Raw genomic sequence first — 18,357 nt, forward strand, 5'->3', positions numbered from 1 at the left:
TGATTATCCTCCGCTTACTAAGCGCTCTACTGTGTTTTCAGCCTCATACTCTGCAAATTGAGCCTCAGAAGAGATGTTCAAATTGATCTTGGCCATCTCCATATAACCGCGTCTCATCGATTCCCGAATTTGTCGATTTTTGCGCTCGCGCAAATACATTTTTGTGGCTTGGTAAATCAGTTCATTTCTGCTCCCGTTATCTTGCATGACGACACCATCCAGTTCTGATACTAAAGCTTCTGGCAAGCGAATCAATATTTCAGTTGTTGCGCTGGATTCAGACAAAAACATACACCTCCACCAAACTTACGGATACAACACTCTATCCATTCCATCCATAATGATATCATTATTCTTTTCGCAAGCAAAGTTGTTTTTCCGCTAATTCATCAATTTTCAGGATTGATCAGGCAAGATCGGATTCCTTATTTCCATTATACTCCCATTTTCCAAAAACATACGGGGCACCCTTGAACTTATCATACAGGTAATTTCATAATTGATCGTCTGCAAATTTTGGGCGATTTCGTCGACTGAAATCCATTCGTCTTTTTGCTTCCCGATCAAGGTAACCTTTGTGCCGACAGGGTATTCTTCCGCAAGGGAAATCATGAACTGGTCCATACAGATTCTCCCTGCTATTTTTTGGCGTTTTCCGTCGATCAGCACTTCAGTTCCGGCCAGGCGCCTCAGCCATCCGTCAGCATACCCGACGGGGACTGTCCCGATCCATTCGTCGCGCTTAGCCGTATATGTCGCCCCGTAACTGACGCTCTCGCCCTTTTTGATTTTTTTCACATGGGTGAGTTCAGTATGAAGCGAAAACACTTCCCGCAGACGAAACGGCAGCTCGTCTTTTATTTCGGTTGACGGCGCCAAACCGTACATGCCGATGCCGAAGCGGACGGCATTAAAGAGCTGTTCCCTGAAGCGCAGACCCGCGGCGCTGTTTGACGAATGTACCATTAAACGGTCAAGCGGGAGGGGGCTGATCAGCTCTTTAAAGCGGTCCAGCTGCATGTCGAAATAATCGGTGTCCTTTTCGTCCGCCGTCGCGAAATGAGTGAACACGCCTGTACAATTGAGTTTATCGCTCGATTCGGTCATCTCCATCATTTCTTTGATCTCTTCTTCCGTTTTGCAGCCAAGGCGGCCCATGCCCGTGTCGATCTTCAAATGATATTCAAGAGGAGCTTCGGTCTCACCCAGAAAACCGAGCACGTCTTTCAGCCAGCCGACGGAGTAGCCCGTCACGATAATGCGCTTTTCCGCGGCAATGCTTGCATATTCGGGCGGCACTGCACCGAGGACAAGAATCGGTTCTTCAATCCCCTGTGCTCTCAACGAAAGCGCTTCATCCAGTAAAGCCACAGCAAGAATGGACGCCCCTTCTGCAAGAGCCGCCTTCGCTACCTGTGCATCCCCGTGACCGTAGGCATTCGCTTTAACGACGGCCATCAAGTGGACATGCTCGCCGATGTAACGCTTCATATTGCGCACGTTTTCTTTTAAAGCCGTTAAATCGATTTCGGCCCAAGTCTTTCTATAGAATGGTTTTAAGCTCATCATGACACTTCCTGTTCCTTGTTTCAATCGTCCTTCCCATCATACTAAAAAGTTCGGAGAAAGGGAAATTATGTACGGGACCATCAGCCCCGAACAAAAGAAAAATTGCTGGCACGCTATACATTTTACGGAAAAGTTGTCGAAAACATACGCTTGTGTCACAAATATAAAAACAGCCTGCTTTCCGCTTCCGGGCGGAAAACAGGCTGCCTGATACGGCACAGTCTATTTTGAAGACTGGCCCTGCATGCTTTTTGCAACCATCAGAAGTTCATCTTGAGTTAGATCTTCTGATGAGATGAAATAATCGACTCCGTCATATGTCCATGACAACGATTTATCTGTCAGTGCGCCGACCGTGAAGCCGAGGTCAACCGGCTCTCCGTTCATGGATACGGAAGTGGACGTTTTGGCGACGCGGGCTTTTTCCTGAATCAATGTAAAGGATTTTTCACCGCCGTATGTGATGACAATTCGTTTGCCGTCTTCGGTCGCCATTTCTTTCTCCTCAAGCTTTTTTACGCCCTGAGGCACATCAAGCGGCGTTTTGACGGCAAAAGAGTCTGACACGTCAGCGCTTGTCGCTACGTCAATTTGAGAAAGCGTCATATTTTTCTTTTCATCAAATGAGTCTTTATCGAGCGGCTTATCGAATTCAAAGCTTGTAAACTCAACCTTTACCATCGGTTTGCGGTCCGTATCCATCACTTTAACCGATGAAGGAGCCATAGTCTTTTTATGGAAAACGATTTCCTGGGTCGGCAGCATCTGATTATGCTGATAATTCGTTTTCGTTTCAAAAATGTATTTTGAATCCTTTGCGGAAAAAGAAGCTTCCCCATCATTTTTGACATCCTTTACGAGCGATTCGAATAAGTATACTTGGCTGCTGTTGTTGGGCCAGTCGCTGTGAAAGCGGAAGCTTTTATTCAGCGACGGAGTCAAAACAAACACGCCGTTTTCATTGCGCAAGATCACCTGGCTCTGGTCTTTTTTCGGGTTTTCCAAATAGACCCGGTAAAGAGAAGGTTTTTTATGCCAGATTTCCACGTTGTACTCCTGCGGTTCATTTCCCGTTTCAATCGTCATTTTCGCTTTTGCCTTATAGGACGTGTATTCTTTTGCCTTCTTGTCGAGCCCCGTCACAACATCTTCTTGCGATTTTTGGCCGCAGGCAGAAAGCATAAGGATTACAAGCAGCCCCGTTAAAAGCAAAACAAAGCTTTTTCTCACCTTTTTTCAACCCCTTTTTAATCATTGATGTAAAAAGGAAGAAACCGCTTGTTCGACTTTAACGGTACGCCATAAGAACAGGGCCGGCTGTATCGGCGTGCGTACCATAAAAGCCTGCAACGACTCGTCTCCCTTATTGCACTACCCAATATATGAGCGTGTCTCAGACAATATGCAGACTAGCATGACAACCTTTCAAAATCATTTTTCTCCTCCGTACTAATCGCCGCTGCCTGGTCATAAACGTGTTACTATATATGTACGAGATCATTGTAAAGGGGCTTAAATCATAAGCATGTTTATCAGAACAGAAAATTTTCAGACGTTTATCAGGCTCTACCCGGTCACATCCGCCATACTGGCCCTGCAGCTTGCCATCTGGATTCTTTTTTTAATTCCGTTTACGGCCGTACAGATGTGGTCTGATTTATTGATTGGCTTTAACTGGGGGATAGCGAATGGAGAATGGTGGAGGTTTGTGACGCCGATTTTTATTCACGCCGGATTCGGCCACTTGCTCTTTAATTCGATGTCGATCTTCTTATTTGCCCCCGGGCTGGAACGAATGCTCGGAAAGCTCAAGTTTCTCATCGTTTATATCGGATCAGGAGTGATCGGCAATATCGGCACGTATTTCATCGAACCGCTGGAGTATATGCATGTCGGCGCTTCGGGGGCGATTTTCGGCTTGTTCGGCGTGTACCTGTACATCGTGCTGTTTCGAAAAGAGCTGATGGGGAGCGCCAATTCCCAAATCATCGTCACCATCCTCGCCATTTCGGTTTTGATGACGTTTGTCAACCAAAATATCAATATCATGGCGCATATCTTCGGACTGCTGGGCGGACTCGCCTTGGCTCCTCCGTTGTTAAACAAAAGAGTGAACGGCTTTTAACCGTTCACTCTTTTTTCATAAGAATACCATGCAAAAATATCATCCGCATCCTTCTTCTCGACATCTGCCACCGAAAACTTCTCCATTAAAACAGACGATTTTGTTGATGTATGAATCGAAACAAGCTGTTTTCTGCGCTGGAAATACGAACGGCTGACTTCGAAAACCTGCATACGCCTGCGCTGAATGACAGCGGTTGTTCTGCCGATGAAGCGCGATGACATGATGATTTTACTGCCGCTGATCTTCCATCCGGCATCGCGGTATGATAAATAGCCGATAATCCAGTAAAAAGGAATCAATACAGCGGACAAATAGCCCCAGGGCGGAAACAGAATGGAAAGCGGAACGACGACGAGAACCGGCCAGGATGCGCGCAGGATATAGCGGCGCAGTGCGCGTTTCGGCAAGCGGTTCAAATCGTCTTCCGGCGCATAATCCGAAATGAAATCGCCGAGGCGCTGATGAATCATTTTTTTGCTGATAATCGGAAATAAGATGGCTGATTTATCTTCTTCCAAAACGTTTCCGCCTGCGCTGACGATCGTGACGGCTGCAAGTCCAAAAGGCTGCCTGATCAGACTCTCCTTGATTTTAATCGCTTGAATCCGCTGCAGGGGAATCGTGATTTGATGCTTTTCAATCAGCCCTCTGGAAATGACGATTTCCTTCTCTTTACGCACGACTGTAAAATTCGCGTATTTCAAAAGCATCCCGACGATGCTGAGAAGCCATGCGATGAAAAGGGCAACAAAGGCGGCCAATGCGATGACAGTGGCTCCCGCGCTGTTCAAAAACGCAAAGCGGTCATACAGCCAATCCAAATCAAAGAAATCATCAACTTGAGTGAAAAAAGCGAATACCCCTGAAATAATAACACCGATGCCGCTCGATGTTGAAGCCGCGGTTAAGAGCTCCTGTCCGGTCATTTTGTACATCATAACCGGTTCTTCCGCTGTTTCCTCCGCCTCTTCGGCAGTCTCTTCCAGCGGATCCGTGACATCGGCTCCCGTGTCTTCCGCCGCTTTTTTCCTTTCGAAAAGCGCTTGCTGAATACGTTCGGCTTCAGCCTGGGTAATGGCGACCAAGGAAACTTCCGCTTCCGTTCCTCCGCTTGCCGTTTCAACTTGAAGCTTCACAAGCTTGAACATTTGCTGAATGAGGCCTGCGCTCGTGTTGATCGTTTGAATCCGTTCGATCGGAATATACCTTTTTTTCTTATTGATCAGGCCTTCCTCTATTCGCAATTCATCCTCTTCGATACGGTATGTAAATTTTCTCCACTTGATAATGCTTGTCACGACCAAAGAAATGAAAAACAGCACAGCCGCGGCGATCGCTATCATTTTGACTGTGTGCGACTGATTTAAAAAAATCACCACACCAAATGGAATGATAAAATTTTTAACGGTCTCAACAAGTCCTTTGATAAAGTTGAGAATGACGGCGGCGGGGTGCATGCGTCTCGGTTCAGACATCATCTTCAGTCACCCTTGCCAGCCTGGAAATGGAGTCCCTGAGTTGATCGGCCTCTTCAACATCCAAAGCGGGAATGGAATGGGTCGTCGCGGCTGTTGAAATTTGTACAGAGGCGAGATTATATTTTCTGAGGATGGGGCCCTGCGATGTATCAACATGCTGGACTCTGACCATCGGAACGATCACACGGGTCACCACAAAGATGCCGTGCTGAATATCGATTTCGTTCTCATGGACTTCGTAGCGCCAAATTCTGTGGCGGATATTCGGAATAATGATGATGATAACAAATGAAATCGCCAGCCAAACGGCTCCTGACAAAATGCCGATCCATACCGGCCACTTAAATAATACTCCGGCGGCAATCAGGCCTGCTGCAACCAGCATGAGTACGAATGATGTGATACAAGCTGTGATTCTCCAGACTTTTACGCCATCACGGCTGATTTGATTTTTCGGCTCACTTCTCAAAACTCGATTCCCCCAATCTAGTTCTATTTACGGTCTTCAGGCTGAAAATGTTTCATTTAAAGGCTTTAGTTTTTTAAAAAAGGCGAATCCGTAAAAAAGGATCCGCCTTTTGCTTATGAATTATATGATTTTTTTTGGCGTCTGTCATTCGAAGAACGCTTTTTATCATAGGATGAACGATTGTTCTTTCCTCTGTAGCCGCCGCCGTCTCTGCGTTTTGATGAACGTTGGTGATGGCTCTTGTTTCGCTTTGATCTGAGAGGAGCCTCTTCTGTCAGGCGTACAGGCGTGTCATCCGGCTCTTTTGTCATCATTTTAATGGCAGCAGCAACAACCGTCACAGAGTCATGATCTTCCAATAATTCAGCTGCAGCCGTCATATAGAAGTTCAGGTTATTTTCCTCAATGATCGTCCGGAGACGGTCAACCGTCACCTGCTGCTGTCCTTCAATGGCTTCATCGAGAGTCGGTGCTTTCATGCGGTCCATTTTGCGTTTTGTCGTCTGCTCAATGGCGCGCAACATATCCTTTTCACGCGGTGTAATGAAGGTCATCGCCATTCCTGTTTTGCCCGCGCGTCCCGTTCTTCCGATGCGGTGAACATAGCTCTCAGGATCTTGCGGCACATCGAAGTTGTAAACGTGTGTTACACCTGAAATATCAAGGCCGCGTGCCGCAACGTCTGTCGCAACGAGCACTTCAATTGCGCCTTGCTTAAATTTCCGGAGTGCAACCATCCGCTTCGCCTGAGTCAAATCTCCGTGGATTCCTTCAGCTGTATAACCGCGCAGATTAAGCGCTTCAGTCAGCTCATCGACGCGGCGCTTTGTCCGGCCGAATACAATCGCCAGTTCCGGAGACTGGATGTCAAGAAGACGTGTCAGCGTATCAAACTTTTTGCGTTCATGAACTTCAAGGTAGAACTGCTGGATGTTTGATACTGTCATTTCTTTCGCTTTCACTTTCACGTGCTCCGGGTTGGTCATGAAACGTTCTGCAATCCGCTTAATCGGAGCAGGCATTGTTGCAGAAAACAGCAATGTCTGATGCTCAGCAGGCACATTGGAAAGGATGGATTCGATATCTTCGATGAAACCCATGTTCAGCATTTCATCCGCTTCATCAAGCACAACGGTGTTCACGGTTTGAAGACGCATCGTGCGGCGGTTGATATGGTCAAGCAGGCGGCCAGGTGTTCCGACGATAATATGAGGGTTTTTCTTGAGCGCGCGAATCTGGCGTCCGATATCCTGTCCTCCGTAAATCGGCAGCACGCGAGCGCGTTTATCCTGTCCAATTTTGTATAGCTCTTCAGAAACTTGAATGGCTAGTTCACGAGTAGGTGCGATAACAATGGCTTGAATGTTAGGAGACTCGGGGTTGATTTTCTCAACAAGGGGGATGCCAAATGCAGCCGTTTTTCCTGTTCCCGTTTGCGCTTGTCCGATCACATCTTTATTTGCAAGGCCGAGTGGAATCGTTTGTGCCTGAATTGGTGTTGCTTCTTCAAATCCCATACGCTTGATTGCTTTTGTGAGATCAGAACTTAATTGAAAATCTTGAAACGTTATTGTCAATGTATTCAAACTCCTTCTGCTTACTGTTTCAGTAATCGTGTTTTATCAATAAAAACTGCCCTTTGTGCAAAGGACAGGTCCATACTTATGCAAAGCCCGAATTACTTTACATGTTATATTACCATTCCGTTATACGTTTTTCAACAAGATGAGAGTGAGCGGTGTGCTCTCTTGCCGGTTCGGCAGTCTCCTATGGACCTCGGGCGTAGCCGTCCGGCATCGAAATATAAAGCCCGCCCGGAGGCGTCTTTTACACATTGTAACACAGGCTTGTGCAGCTTTCGACAGCATACGCTCATTTTTTTCCCTCCCAGCATCCCAGATTATTTTTTGCAGATTGCCGTTCAATTATTTATTTTTTTATGGATTCAATCGGCGTTTTTTTGAGAAACGCCTCAACGGTTTGAAATAGGGTAGCGGAGTTTTCTTCAAGGCAGACATGGTGCTTGGATTCCGGCAAGAGGCACAGCTCTTTCTCATCGGAAGGTATGGTTTCATACAAGTAATACGCGCTTGACAGCGGCACGATTGAATCACACTCCCCCTGAACAATGAGCACAGGGATCCGGAGATTTTTTAAAGCAGGCTTTGTCATCTTGACGAGCTTGCGAAACTGAAATGCTGATGACACCGGAGTGCTTGTCAGCTTTTGTTTGTACCTTTTGTAAAGCAAATTATCCTCAATCTTGCCTTGCAGAGAATCTTTGATCACATTCTTCAAGTCCTGGATCAGCTGTCCCGGGCTGATGTACTGGGCGGCCGCACTCAACAGGACAAGGCGGCTGACCGGATATTTTCCGGCTAAATAGGCGGCAATCATCCCGCCCATTGAAAATCCGATTAAAAACACCGTCTCACACGTTTTCAACAAGAGGACGAGCTCCACTTCAGCACAAGCGATCCATTCCTGAAAACAGACGCCTTTTAAAACCGGCCTCTCCCCGTGCCCGGGCAGCGTGATCATTTCGACTTGCCAATCTGCCGTCTGTTTTAAATGAGAAGCCAGCGGTTCCAATTCATACGGTGCTCCGGTAAATCCGTGAATGCATAAACATCCTATCATGACCATTCACCCGTTTTCTTTTACTGATTATCACATAAAAAAACGACTTTATGATTCAATGTTCCCTTACAAATCTTTTATAACATCCTCAAGGCGCATGCCTCTGGACGCTTTGATGAGGATCAAATCCCCTGTATTCGCTTTGTCTTTCAATGTCTTTTTCAAACTGTCTTTGTCTTCCGGGTTAAAATGAAGGACGCGGTGTTCCGGGAAATGTTTAAGCGCCCCTTTTGCAATATATGCACCGAGTTCTCCGTACGTAAATAAAAAGTCGATCGAGTCCGGATTGACTGCCTGCCCGATTTCTTCATGAAACACTTTTTCTCCTTCGCCGAGCTCCAGCATATCGCCGAGAACAAGAATTTTCTTGCCGTATCCCTTCATCTGTTCGACAAGCTCGATCGCTGCTTTCATCGATGTCGGACTTGCATTATAGGCGTCATTAATGATCGCAACGCCGTCCGCAGTCTTCACAAGCTCAAGCCGCATTCCGGTCACTTTCAGTTTAGTCAGCCCTTCAGCAATGTGAGCCCGGCTGACATTCAGAAGGTCTCCGGCCGCAATCGCAGCTAAAGCGTTTTTCACATTATGCTTTCCGAGCACCGGGATGAAAAACCGGTTCTCGATTCCTCTGACACAGAATGCTGTGCCCTCTTCCGTCTGTGACATATCCTCAAGCTGATAATCGAAAGCCGGATCCTCTCCAAACGTCTTTGTATCGTAAGGCGGCTGGTTAAGCCTTTCGGTGAGCAGCGGTTCATCTCCGACATAAATGAGTGTGCCTTCTTTTGAAAGCCCATTGACAATTTCGAGCTTTGCCTCTGCAATTCCTTCTCTTGATCCGAGTTCAAGGAGGTGTGATTCGCCGATGTTTGTAATGACTGCGATATCAGGGCGCGCCAAACGAGTAAGAAAATCGATTTCTCCTTTGGCGCTCATCCCCATCTCCAAAATGGCGATTTCTGTGTCTTCGGGCATCGCCAGAATTGTCAGGGGCAGGCCGATATGGTTATTGTAGTTTCCTTCTGTCTTATGCACTTTATACTCGGTGCCCAACACAGCATGAATCATGTCTTTTGTCGTCGTTTTCCCGTTTGAACCGGTCACGCCGACAACTTTTACGTCCAGCTGATGCCTGTATGCTTTCGCAAGCTTCTGCAGCGCTTCCAGCGTATCATCAACTAAAATGACCGGCTTCCCTTCCGGAGGATTCGGTTCGCTCCGGTTCCACAGCACGGCCGCGACACCTTCCTGAAAAGCCTGCTCTGCAAAAACGTGTCCGTTGAACCGCTCGCCTGCAAGCGGAATAAACAGTTGGTCTTTCGCCAGTTTTCTCGAATCGGTTGAGACACCTTTGACAAGACGCTCTTCAAAAGCTTCATTCGTCAAAACGCCTTCCGACATTTCAGCAATTTCTTTTACCGTTCTCGTTATCATGTATGTCCCTCTCTTTCTCCAGCAAGGAAAAGAGACACTACCACAAATAAGGATAGTGTCTGCAGCTGTATCTAAGGGCGAACCGCCTGCCGCGCCTTTCTCCATGAAAGCTCCCCGGATTCGGTCCGCTCCGTCCCGTTAAAATGTATGTTTGATCTGCTGTTTTTCTTCGTGGCGCTCGATTGCCAAAGCAACAAGCTTCTCAATCAGTTCAGCATACTCAACCCCTGATTGCTTCCAGAGAAGCGGAAACATGCTGAACGGGGTGAATCCCGGCATCGTATTGACTTCATTGATCAGGACCCTGCCTTCATTTGTAAGGAAAAAGTCCGCTCTCACAAGGCCTGAGCCGTCAATCGCCTGAAACGCTTTGACCGCCATGCTGCGCATTGTTTCGTATTCGTCTTCTGTCAGGGAAGCCGGAATAATCAAATCGGTATCGCCGTCTTCGTATTTTGCTTTATAGTCATAAAAATCTTTCTTCGGAGCGATTTCCCCCGCGACTGAGCAGACAGGTTCATCATTCCCAAGAACGCCGAGTTCTATTTCCCGGCCGATGACGCCTTCTTCAACGACAATTTTGCGGTCATATTGGAATGCAAGTTCAAAGGCTTGGTCAAGCTCTTCACGGTTTCTGCATTTGCTGATACCGACGCTTGATCCAAGGTTAGCCGGTTTTACGAAGCACGGATAACCAAGTTCCGCTTCCACTTGATCATAGCTTTCTTCTTTAGACTGACTCCAGGTTTTTTTCACGAATGAAACGTATTTCGCCTGGTCAAGACCTGCCTGTGCAAACAGATGCTTCATGACCACTTTATCCATGCCCGCAGAGGAAGCTAAGACTCCGTTGCCCACATACGGCACATTCAGTAGTTCAAGCATGCCTTGAATTGTGCCGTCTTCCCCATTCGGTCCGTGCAAAAGCGGGAAAACAACATCAATCGAGTCTTCTTTTACATCAGCTTCGCCCGGAAACATATCCCGGTTTAACACAGCCGGAGAAAATGTCTGGCCCGTCTGTTCAAATTGAAGCATTTTCACATTTGAAACAGGTTCTGTCAGTTGCGGCCCTCTCACCCACTCGCCTTTTTCTGTTATATAAATCGGGTGTATATCAAATTTTTCAGTATCTAATGCTTTCGTGACGGCCAGCGCGGTTTGCAGAGAAACGTTATGCTCCGCTGATTTTCCGCCGTATACCAATCCTAATCTTGTCTTCAATTCGTACTCCCCCCACTGGATTCATCTTTACTATCTTATCACTTTCCCAGGAAAATGATCTAATTATTTTATTGCGGTCTAAAAACAGCATATAAAAAGCATTTGTATGTAAATCCTTTTCATTTTATATTAAAATGGCATTGAAAAGGAGAGGTTGCAATTGAAAAAAATCACAACAGAAGCGCAATTTAATGAACTGATCCAATCCGATAAAGAAATCATCGTCAAATTTTACGCTGACTGGTGCCCGGACTGCACACGCATGAACATGTTCATCGGAGACATTCTTGAGGCTTATCAGGAAAATGACTGGTATGAGCTGAATAAAGACGACCTTCCTGAACTTGCCGACAAGTATCAGGTCATGGGCATTCCAAGCCTGTTGATTTTCAAGAACGGCGAAAAAACGGGTCACCTTCACAGCGCAAATGCCAAAACGCCTGAAGAAGTGAATGAATTCCTGGCTGAACATATTAGCTAATTCGTTTAAAGTCCAGATTTTTTGTCTGAACGGCAGGACATGGGAACATCCCATGTCCTTTTATATAAGACGGGACAGCAGCAATATTTGTTTCATAATAGAATGAGCTTTCATTAAAAATTCGACACGAGTATTTCCCGGGAAACGTAAAATGTCGAATTTTCATAAAAAGTTCTTGATTCGTTTTTTATATTCAGGTAGAATGTTTTTTGTTCCTATTTTGCAATTATTTTTTCTAGTTGTGAAGCCCTTGTCGGCTTCTTTTTTATATATTTTTTTGGATAATAATTCATATTTTTCAATTTTGTTCAATATTCTTTTAGCGATGTCTCTTTACATCCAGTGATACTGTTTAGTATAATACATATAATTGATAATGATTATCAGTATCAATAATGGTTGACGAGGTGATCACATGGCCCCTCACTTAAAGAAAGCGGTGGAAATGAGAAAGAAACAACTCATTCAGCGGCTTATCCAGCTTGGCATATATAAAAAAGAAGAGCGCCACCTTTACGAATTATCTTTAAGCGAACTTGAAAGCGAATACCAATCCATCAAGAAAGGCGGATAATCATGTCAAAACGGAAGATTAAAACCTTTCATCAGCTTGTCGAAGAATATAAAAAAGAAATCGCCAAGAATCCGAAAGAAATGGAAGTCATTTATGACAAGATCGACCGCAGACACGAGAACCGCCTTTTGGCCATTTCTAAAGCAAAACAAACATAAAAGAAGCCGCTCATTTTGAACGGCTTCTTTTTTATTTCGCTGAAACTATTCGCTGAATGCAATTCCTGCAAGCTTGCCGATTGTCGCATCATCCATCGGGGGGTTGTGGAGGCCCGCCCGGACATCGCGATAGAATCTTTGGAGCGGGTTCGTTCTCGCCAGGCTCTTCGCTCCGACGACTCTCATCGCCTTGTCTACGACAGCAATGGCCGTATTCGTTACCGTATGCTTAACCGCTCCGAGCTCACCTGTCAAAAGGGCGCGGCGCTCCGGGTCATCATAAAGCTCTGCGACATGATACATAAAGTGGCGGGCTTTCATGAGTTCCAGATCGATTTCGCCGATATGGCGCTGAACGGCAGGCACTTCTTTGATCGGACCTTTCAAGCTGTTCGGCTGATAGTCTTTTGCAAATTGAACGGCATAATCTCTCGCTGCTTGTGCGATCCCTAAATATACAGCCGGTATATGAAGCAGCCAGCCGTTGATTTTATCCGTTCTTTTACCTGCTAACAGCTCAACAAGCATGGATTCGTCGAGACGGACATCGGTCAGCACCAAATCGTGGCTTCCCGTGCCCCTCATCGCCGCCATATCCCACGTTTCTTCTATTGCCAAGCCTTCCGCATCTTTATGGATCAAGAAAACGCCGATCGTTTGCTTCTCTTCAATCCAAGCGGTGACAAGAAAGTAGTCGAGAACCGGAGACATCGTTGTGAATGTTTTACGGCCGTTTACAATCCAGCCGCCGTTCTTTTTGACTGCATGGGTTCCGGGGCGTCCTCCTCTTGTCGGGCTGCCCGTCTGCGCTTCACTTGCAGCTCTGTTGATCAGCGCGCCCTTTAATGCTTCATGTGAAATCGATGAAAACACATGCCGATCCCAGCTGTTTCCTTCTGCCAGTTCTCCCATCACGCTTAAGTGCCAGCCGATGCTGAGAGCCGTCGGTCCGTCTCCTTTGGCAAGCCGTTCCTGAAATAAAAGCATGTCGTAGAGCGAAATACCCTCTCCCCCGTAATCTTTTCCGACCGTCAGCGCCGTGTAGCCTGAATCCCGCAGCTTTTGAATATGTTCTGCGGGAAATTGGGCATGCTCGTCATAGTACGCTGCAGTTTTCTCAAATTCATCCGCCAGTTTTCCGATTTTACCGAACCATTCCTGCTGCCTTTCCGTTTTCACAAATATTGAACACACACCGGCATCCTCCTGACCAAATTCCGATAGATTTAATAAGTATTATAGTTCGTTCACGGCTCGTTGTGCAAATGATAGCCTTGGCAAAACAAAAAAGCGCACCTTCAGCAAGGTGCGCTTTTAACTAAACGGCTTGACCGCCGCGGCGGTCAACCTTCATACCGAGATAAATCAGCATGTACGTTAAGTAGCCCATCGTGATCGTAAGGCCGCCGAAGAAGAAATCGGAAAAAAGCGGTTCTTCATATGCGGCGATTCCGGCCAGCACGACCCAGCTTCCATAAAGATACACCATAAAGAAGCGGACACCGTTTTTCAATTTATATAACAGAAACAAACCTGCAAGCGAAAATAGTCCGAGCGCAAGTCTAAAATAGACGAGATGATCGAAGTTAAAGGCAAAAGAAACAAATGAAAATGACAACAGCAATACAATCGGCAATGCCGCAATAAATTTTTTCATGGATGTCTCATCCCCCATTCCCTTATCCTAAAATTATAATTAAGAATAGGAGATTCACACGGTAATTACGACATATTTCACAAAAATGTCATTCCTTTTGTCACACATTAGACAAATTATTTTATACTTTCATATCTCGTTTACAAAAGCCCCACCATGCCGCTCCGAGAAAAAACACGAGATGGAGAAAGACGATAAAGAGTGAGAACAAAGGCGTCATCCCGGCAAAAAGCGGTTTGGCCTCTCCGGCGTATTGCGTTAAATCGGTATTGGCGAACAACAAAAATTTACCGAGCGGTTTTTCCAAATACGCCATAATCGTTACAAGCATTTTGGCGCCGTACAGCACGACAATCGACACCATGATGCTGAGCGCGCTGCTTTTGAACAAAGCCGAACATAAAAACGCAAATGAAACCATCATCCATACTTCAAACCACTGCGTCCCGATCATTTTCACCGTATTGGTAAAGAGCGGCTCCGCTTTTTCGTCGAGCTTCACGCCGAAAAAGAGCAGACCAAATAATAAAGAAAATCCGTAGTAAATGATAAAAAGCCAAATGCTTGCGAGCACGCTCGTCACGTATTTGGAAACGAGAATTTTTTCTCTTCTGACAGGGCGGATCAGCAAAAATTTGATCGTCTTTTTATCATATTCAAAGGATATAATTGAAGCCGCCACCACAATTGAAAGCCCCTGCAAGAGGATATTCAGGTTTGGGGTGAATGAAAAATAGCCGATAAAATGATCATCTGCCCCGGCGCCCATCAGGATTCTTTTCGTTATGAGCGCGAGAAGAAATTGAAAGATTACGATCAGCGCCAACGATACAAATGTTACTTTTCGCTTCAGCAATTTAACATGCTCGTTTTGAATCAGTCTAAACATCAGCATTCCTCTCTTCCGTTCCATTCGTCCGCGCCATATATTCATCCTCAAGAGACTGCTTAAACGGAGCAATCGAATAGACGTCAATATTATTGGCGACAAGCTGTTGATTTAAAGCGGGAATTTCCGCTTTCGCCACCTTTACGGCAAGCAGGCCTTTTTCGGCGTGAGCTTCGTATCCTTGGTCTTTCAGCCACTGAAGCGCTTTGTCATGAGGCTGTACCTCCAGCATCGCCTTTTCCTGCTTTTCATCTGCATCATTGAGGACGACGGTTGATCTGATTTTCCCTTGTTGAAGGATGACGACCCGATCGCACAAATCTTCCACTTCCTTCAGCAAGTGGGTCGCAAACAGGATCGCTGTTCCTTCTTCTTCGGCAAGTTCACGCAAGTGTTCGCGGAAATCTTTCATTCCCGCCGGGTCCAATCCGTTTGTCGGCTCGTCCAAAATCAGCAGCTTCGGCCGGTGAAGAATCGCCTGGGCGATACCGAGGCGCTGTTTCATTCCGAGCGAGTACGTTTTGACCTTGTCTTCTGCGGCATCTTCAAGGCCGACCCTGCTGATGACTTCCGCCAGTCTTTCCCGCCCGATTCCAGCGTGCATATTTGCATAGTGTTTCAGATTTTCATAGCCAGTCAGATACGGGTAAAATTCAGGATTTTCAACGATGGCTCCGACGGACTGGATCGCTTTTTCAAATTGGCGGTCAATCGGAAAACCGTTTATGACAATTGATCCGCTCTTCATTTTGATTAAGCCGGTGATCAATTTAATGAGGGTCGTTTTTCCTGACCCGTTCGGACCTAGCAGGCCGATAATCTCCCCTTCATCCGCCGTTAAGCAGATATCTTTCAAAATCGTCTTGCCGTCTATGATTTTATCAACATTTTCTATATGTAAAACAGGCTGCTTTGTCATAGCCCCCTCCTCTTTCCTAAAAAAATAAACAGTGCCGAAAAGGCACTGTTTGATTATATCATTTTTGAGTTACACGGACACTTCACTATGAGGGGCTTCGATTTTGCCGTGTTTCTTTTCCGTCTCGGTGACGATGACTGCACATGCTGCATCGCCTGTTGTATTGACAGCCGTACGAATCATGTCCAGAAGTCGGTCAATTCCCAATATTAGCGCAATTCCTTCAACTGGAAGGCCAACTGTTTGAAGAACCATGGCGAGCAGAATCAGTCCGACACCCGGTACACCCGCTGTTCCGATGCTGGCAAGCACTGCCGTGAGAACGACCGTCAGCAGCTGTGTGAATGTCAGGTCATAACCGTACACCTGAGCGATAAAGACTGTTGCTACCCCTTGCATAATCGCCGTTCCGTCCATGTTGATCGTAGCTCCAAGCGGCTGGACAAAACTTGAGATCGGCTCTGGAACTTTCAGCTTTCTTTGAGCGACATCCATCGAAACCGGAAGTGTCGCGTTGCTGCTGGACGTACTGAAAGCAACAAGCATAACCTCTGAAAAATCTTTAAAGAATGTGAGCGGGTTCCGCTTTGCCAGAAACGCAATCGCTGCGCCGTATGTTGCAATGGCATGGATGAACAGCGCCAGTATGACGACGATCATATAAAGCCCCATTGCTTTAATGGCGTCCCAGCCCTGGCTTCCGATTGCCCCGGCAATCAAGCCGAACGTACCGTACGGCGCGAACTTCATGACGAGATTGACCAGGTACATCATCAGATCGTTACCCTGTTCCACCACTTTGAGAAGAGCATCCGCCTTTTTGCCGAGCATCGTAATTCCGAGACCGACCAAAATGGAGAAAGCAATGATTTGCAGCATATTACCTTCAGCCATTGCCTGAACCGGGTTTGTCGGAATGATGTTCAAAAGCGTTTCGGCAATGCTTGGCGCCTTCTGTGCTGAATATTCCGCAGCGCTTGTATCATACGTTCCGATGGTTCCCGGTTTGATGACCAACGCTAAAACAAGTCCGATAATAATGGCAATTGCAGTTGTTACTAAAAAGAAAGAAATCGTTTTGGCACCGATTCTGCCCAGTTTCTTTGGATCTCCAAGTCCTGCTACCCCTAAAGTCAGAGAAAAGAAAACAATCGGTACAACGAGCATTTTAATTAAGTTAAGGAAGATCGTGCCGAGCGGCCCGAATAAAAATGTATTAAGCTTGCTAAATAAATCCGGTGAAGTGACGTTCAGTATAATACCGACGGCTGCACCGAGTAATAGAGCGATAATAATTTTTGTTGCTAACTTCATATAACATATCTCCCCTTTCCAAAAAAAGCCCATGAGAGATCTCCCATGGGCTTTTACCATTAAAATTGGTTCCACATGACTCTCTTCACGTTGATGAGGTTAGCTGACGGGTTCGGACGAAGAGATGTCCGTCTTTCGGTTCGCACGGGAACAGAAAAATTCACCCCAAATGATCGGGTCCCCCACTCCTACTAAAGGATTAAACGTGTGGCGCTATTTCGTTATATAACAGTTATACCTGAAAATTCGAAATATGTAAACCAAATTTTCTGATTTACAAATATATGCTATTTTCGTGTGTCTGCTGTTCGGTTTTTCTCCTGACTTGTAACATCAAGTATATCAAGCAGGAAAACAAATATCGGAATACCGATAATTAAACCCCAAATCCCTATAAAATGTTCAGAAAAAATCAGCACGATAAACGTGAAGAAAATCGGCAGCTCCGTCTTGGCGGACATCAATTTCGGATTGAGGAAATAGGCCTCTATCGCATGGACGATCATAATGACCAACACCAGTGATACGATATAAGCGATTCCGCCGATGCTGTAGGCGATAATGCTTAACGGAATAAGGGAGAGCACAACGCCTGCGACCGGAACCAGCCCGAGGAAAAACACCATGACGGCAAGGCCGAAAAGCTGAGGAAAACCCATAATCGCGAGGGCAATGGTCGTCAGTGCGCAATTGATGGAGGCGATAATAAACTGAGCCTCAAGCACCTTGCCGAACGTTCTCGTGAATTTTTTCCCAAAGTAAGCAATTTCCTCATAGAAAATAGCTATTTTGCTCGTCTTAAATTTATCCATTAAGCTCATGACTTTGTCTTTTTCGATCAATAAGAACATGCTGAGAACCAATGACATAACCACCTGCAGGCCAAACGCGCTGATATCCGTGATATATGTATAGATAAAGTTAAGACCTTTTTCCAAATAGGATGTCAAGTTGATATCGCCGAACATACCGGTAATCATATCGAGAAAAGGAATGCTGTCAGGGTGAGAAGCGATATACTTTCCTTGTTTGATCAGCTGCTGAATCTGGGTGACGATCACGGGATAATAGACCACACCGCCGATCGAAAGCGCGATGGCAAGAGCCGCATACAAACAAGAAATAATCAGTCTCTGGCTGACTTTAATAAAGCGGTTTAAAAAACCGCGGATCACATTTTCCAGACGGTTCATCAAAAACGTAAAGATAAATGTGAGCAATATGAGATTCATCATGCTGCGGAACAAATATAAAACTCCCGCCAATACAACAAAAACTGAAAAACGCCTGACCCCAGGGTGCTGAAAAAATTTAATCAACGCTGCCATTCGGTACACTCCCACCAGTACTTTAGTCCTTAACTTTTAGCATTCAAACTTTTATAATTACAATTTGATGCATCATCTGTAAATTATATAAC

Annotated in this window: 19 protein-coding genes and 1 riboswitch; of the genes, 4 read left to right on the forward strand and 15 right to left on the reverse strand. The window is 45.9% G+C overall.

Translation table 11 applies throughout. The annotated features are described in order from the left end of the window. Window positions 1-3 precede the first annotated feature (3 nt). The 3 genes from H2R00_RS12255 to H2R00_RS12265 all read right to left on the reverse strand — a co-directional run bounded on the left by H2R00_RS12255 (window position 4) and on the right by H2R00_RS12265 (window position 2,751). A complete protein-coding gene (locus tag H2R00_RS12255; protein WP_006638778.1) occupies window positions 4-285 on the reverse strand; it encodes a CopG family ribbon-helix-helix protein in 282 nt (93 codons plus the stop codon). A 111-nt stretch (window positions 286-396) separates the two neighbouring features. Then, window positions 397-1,566, reverse strand: coding sequence for an alanine racemase (gene alr, locus H2R00_RS12260; protein ID WP_182071070.1), 1,170 nt, complete (start codon window positions 1,564-1,566; stop codon window positions 397-399). Between the two features lie 225 nt (window positions 1,567-1,791). Continuing rightward, window positions 1,792-2,751, reverse strand: coding sequence for a LolA family protein (locus H2R00_RS12265; RefSeq protein ID WP_182071071.1), 960 nt, complete (start codon window positions 2,749-2,751; stop codon window positions 1,792-1,794). 343 nt (window positions 2,752-3,094) lie between these two features. On the opposite strand from H2R00_RS12265, the gene H2R00_RS12270 reads away from it, so the two are divergent. Further along, window positions 3,095-3,694 (forward strand): rhomboid family intramembrane serine protease, encoded by a 600-nt coding sequence (locus tag H2R00_RS12270; protein WP_043926794.1) that lies wholly within the window; start codon window positions 3,095-3,097, stop codon window positions 3,692-3,694. Here H2R00_RS12270 and H2R00_RS12275 read toward each other — a convergent pair. The 6 genes from H2R00_RS12275 to H2R00_RS12300 all read right to left on the reverse strand — a co-directional run bounded on the left by H2R00_RS12275 (window position 3,691) and on the right by H2R00_RS12300 (window position 10,945). Further along, on the reverse strand, window positions 3,691-5,175 hold the full coding sequence (locus H2R00_RS12275) for a PH domain-containing protein (protein ID WP_182069240.1): 1,485 nt from the start codon (window positions 5,173-5,175) through the stop codon (window positions 3,691-3,693). The two genes, H2R00_RS12270 and H2R00_RS12275, sit on opposite strands and share 4 nt — an antisense overlap. After that, on the reverse strand, window positions 5,165-5,644 hold the full coding sequence (locus H2R00_RS12280) for a PH domain-containing protein (RefSeq protein WP_154999317.1): 480 nt from the start codon (window positions 5,642-5,644) through the stop codon (window positions 5,165-5,167). Before H2R00_RS12280 ends, H2R00_RS12275 begins: the two co-directional genes overlap by 11 nt. A gap of 113 nt (window positions 5,645-5,757) precedes the next feature. Next, a complete protein-coding gene (gene cshA / locus H2R00_RS12285) occupies window positions 5,758-7,221 on the reverse strand; it encodes a degradosome RNA helicase CshA (protein WP_154999318.1) in 1,464 nt (487 codons plus the stop codon). A 352-nt stretch (window positions 7,222-7,573) separates the two neighbouring features. Continuing rightward, window positions 7,574-8,284, reverse strand: a complete 711-nt coding sequence (locus H2R00_RS12290) for an alpha/beta hydrolase (RefSeq protein ID WP_182069242.1) — start codon at window positions 8,282-8,284, stop codon at window positions 7,574-7,576. 66 nt (window positions 8,285-8,350) lie between these two features. Further along, window positions 8,351-9,721, reverse strand: coding sequence for a UDP-N-acetylmuramoyl-tripeptide--D-alanyl-D-alanine ligase (locus tag H2R00_RS12295; protein WP_182069244.1), 1,371 nt, complete (start codon window positions 9,719-9,721; stop codon window positions 8,351-8,353). A 138-nt stretch (window positions 9,722-9,859) separates the two neighbouring features. Continuing rightward, a complete protein-coding gene (locus tag H2R00_RS12300; protein ID WP_154996621.1) occupies window positions 9,860-10,945 on the reverse strand; it encodes a D-alanine--D-alanine ligase in 1,086 nt (361 codons plus the stop codon). Window positions 10,946-11,105: 160 nt separating this feature from the next. Between H2R00_RS12300 and H2R00_RS12305 the strand changes: the two genes are divergently transcribed. The 3 genes from H2R00_RS12305 (at window position 11,106) to fbpB (ending at window position 12,158) form a co-directional block, all read left to right on the forward strand. Beyond that, window positions 11,106-11,426, forward strand: coding sequence for a thioredoxin family protein (locus H2R00_RS12305; protein WP_003179104.1), 321 nt, complete (start codon window positions 11,106-11,108; stop codon window positions 11,424-11,426). Between the two features lie 415 nt (window positions 11,427-11,841). Further along, window positions 11,842-12,000, forward strand: a complete 159-nt coding sequence (gene fbpA, locus H2R00_RS12310; RefSeq protein WP_154996619.1) for a Fur-regulated basic protein FbpA — start codon at window positions 11,842-11,844, stop codon at window positions 11,998-12,000. A 2-nt stretch (window positions 12,001-12,002) separates the two neighbouring features. Beyond that, a complete protein-coding gene (gene fbpB / locus H2R00_RS12315) occupies window positions 12,003-12,158 on the forward strand; it encodes a Fur-regulated basic protein FbpB (RefSeq protein ID WP_003179099.1) in 156 nt (51 codons plus the stop codon). A gap of 45 nt (window positions 12,159-12,203) precedes the next feature. Here the strand turns inward: fbpB and H2R00_RS12320 are convergent, their stop codons facing one another. The 6 genes from H2R00_RS12320 to H2R00_RS12345 all read right to left on the reverse strand — a co-directional run bounded on the left by H2R00_RS12320 (window position 12,204) and on the right by H2R00_RS12345 (window position 18,265). Next, window positions 12,204-13,352: an acyl-CoA dehydrogenase family protein gene (locus H2R00_RS12320; protein WP_182069246.1), complete on the reverse strand. Its 1,149-nt coding sequence runs from the start codon at window positions 13,350-13,352 to the stop codon at window positions 12,204-12,206. Window positions 13,353-13,476: 124 nt separating this feature from the next. After that, complete coding sequence (locus H2R00_RS12325; RefSeq protein ID WP_154995731.1) at window positions 13,477-13,815, reverse strand: hypothetical protein; 339 nt, start codon at window positions 13,813-13,815, stop codon at window positions 13,477-13,479. A gap of 121 nt (window positions 13,816-13,936) precedes the next feature. Further along, window positions 13,937-14,704 carry an ABC transporter permease gene (locus H2R00_RS12330; protein WP_182069248.1) on the reverse strand — a complete coding sequence of 256 codons (768 nt, stop codon included), beginning with the start codon at window positions 14,702-14,704 and terminating at the stop codon, window positions 13,937-13,939. Beyond that, window positions 14,697-15,623, reverse strand: coding sequence for an ABC transporter ATP-binding protein (locus H2R00_RS12335; RefSeq protein ID WP_154995728.1), 927 nt, complete (start codon window positions 15,621-15,623; stop codon window positions 14,697-14,699). Before H2R00_RS12335 ends, H2R00_RS12330 begins: the two co-directional genes overlap by 8 nt. A 69-nt stretch (window positions 15,624-15,692) precedes the next feature. After that, complete coding sequence (locus H2R00_RS12340) at window positions 15,693-16,937, reverse strand: dicarboxylate/amino acid:cation symporter (RefSeq protein WP_043926727.1); 1,245 nt, start codon at window positions 16,935-16,937, stop codon at window positions 15,693-15,695. A 74-nt stretch (window positions 16,938-17,011) separates the two neighbouring features. Beyond that, window positions 17,012-17,153: riboswitch (cyclic di-AMP (ydaO/yuaA leader) on the reverse strand. A gap of 71 nt (window positions 17,154-17,224) precedes the next feature. Beyond that, the gene (locus H2R00_RS12345; RefSeq protein ID WP_043926728.1) at window positions 17,225-18,265 is read right to left on the reverse strand and encodes an AI-2E family transporter; all 1,041 of its coding nucleotides are present in this window, start codon (window positions 18,263-18,265) and stop codon (window positions 17,225-17,227) included. Window positions 18,266-18,357: the final 92 nt, after the last annotated feature.

The organism is Bacillus haynesii, from assembly GCF_014042035.1.
Classification (GTDB): Bacteria; Bacillota; Bacilli; order Bacillales; family Bacillaceae; genus Bacillus; species Bacillus haynesii.

What these genes read in the sequence shown, in the direction of transcription:
- alr (WP_182071070.1), bottom strand. Translation starts at nt 1,566, where the DNA reads ATGAGCTTAAAACCATTCTATAGAAAGACTTGGGCCGAAATCGATTTA.
- H2R00_RS12265 (WP_182071071.1), bottom strand. Translation starts at nt 2,751, where the DNA reads ATGCTTTCTGCCTGCGGCCAAAAATCGCAAGAAGATGTTGTGACGGGG.
- H2R00_RS12270 (WP_043926794.1), top strand. Translation starts at nt 3,095, where the DNA reads ATGTTTATCAGAACAGAAAATTTTCAGACGTTTATCAGGCTCTACCCG.
- H2R00_RS12275 (WP_182069240.1), bottom strand. Translation starts at nt 5,175, where the DNA reads ATGATGTCTGAACCGAGACGCATGCACCCCGCCGCCGTCATTCTCAAC.
- H2R00_RS12290 (WP_182069242.1), bottom strand. Translation starts at nt 8,284, where the DNA reads ATGATAGGATGTTTATGCATTCACGGATTTACCGGAGCACCGTATGAA.
- H2R00_RS12295 (WP_182069244.1), bottom strand. Translation starts at nt 9,721, where the DNA reads ATGATAACGAGAACGGTAAAAGAAATTGCTGAAATGTCGGAAGGCGTT.
- fbpA (WP_154996619.1), top strand. Translation starts at nt 11,842, where the DNA reads ATGGCCCCTCACTTAAAGAAAGCGGTGGAAATGAGAAAGAAACAACTC.
- fbpB (WP_003179099.1), top strand. Translation starts at nt 12,003, where the DNA reads ATGTCAAAACGGAAGATTAAAACCTTTCATCAGCTTGTCGAAGAATAT.
- H2R00_RS12325 (WP_154995731.1), bottom strand. Translation starts at nt 13,815, where the DNA reads ATGAAAAAATTTATTGCGGCATTGCCGATTGTATTGCTGTTGTCATTT.
- H2R00_RS12330 (WP_182069248.1), bottom strand. Translation starts at nt 14,704, where the DNA reads ATGTTTAGACTGATTCAAAACGAGCATGTTAAATTGCTGAAGCGAAAA.
- H2R00_RS12335 (WP_154995728.1), bottom strand. Translation starts at nt 15,623, where the DNA reads ATGACAAAGCAGCCTGTTTTACATATAGAAAATGTTGATAAAATCATA.
- H2R00_RS12340 (WP_043926727.1), bottom strand. Translation starts at nt 16,937, where the DNA reads ATGAAGTTAGCAACAAAAATTATTATCGCTCTATTACTCGGTGCAGCC.
- H2R00_RS12345 (WP_043926728.1), bottom strand. Translation starts at nt 18,265, where the DNA reads ATGGCAGCGTTGATTAAATTTTTTCAGCACCCTGGGGTCAGGCGTTTT.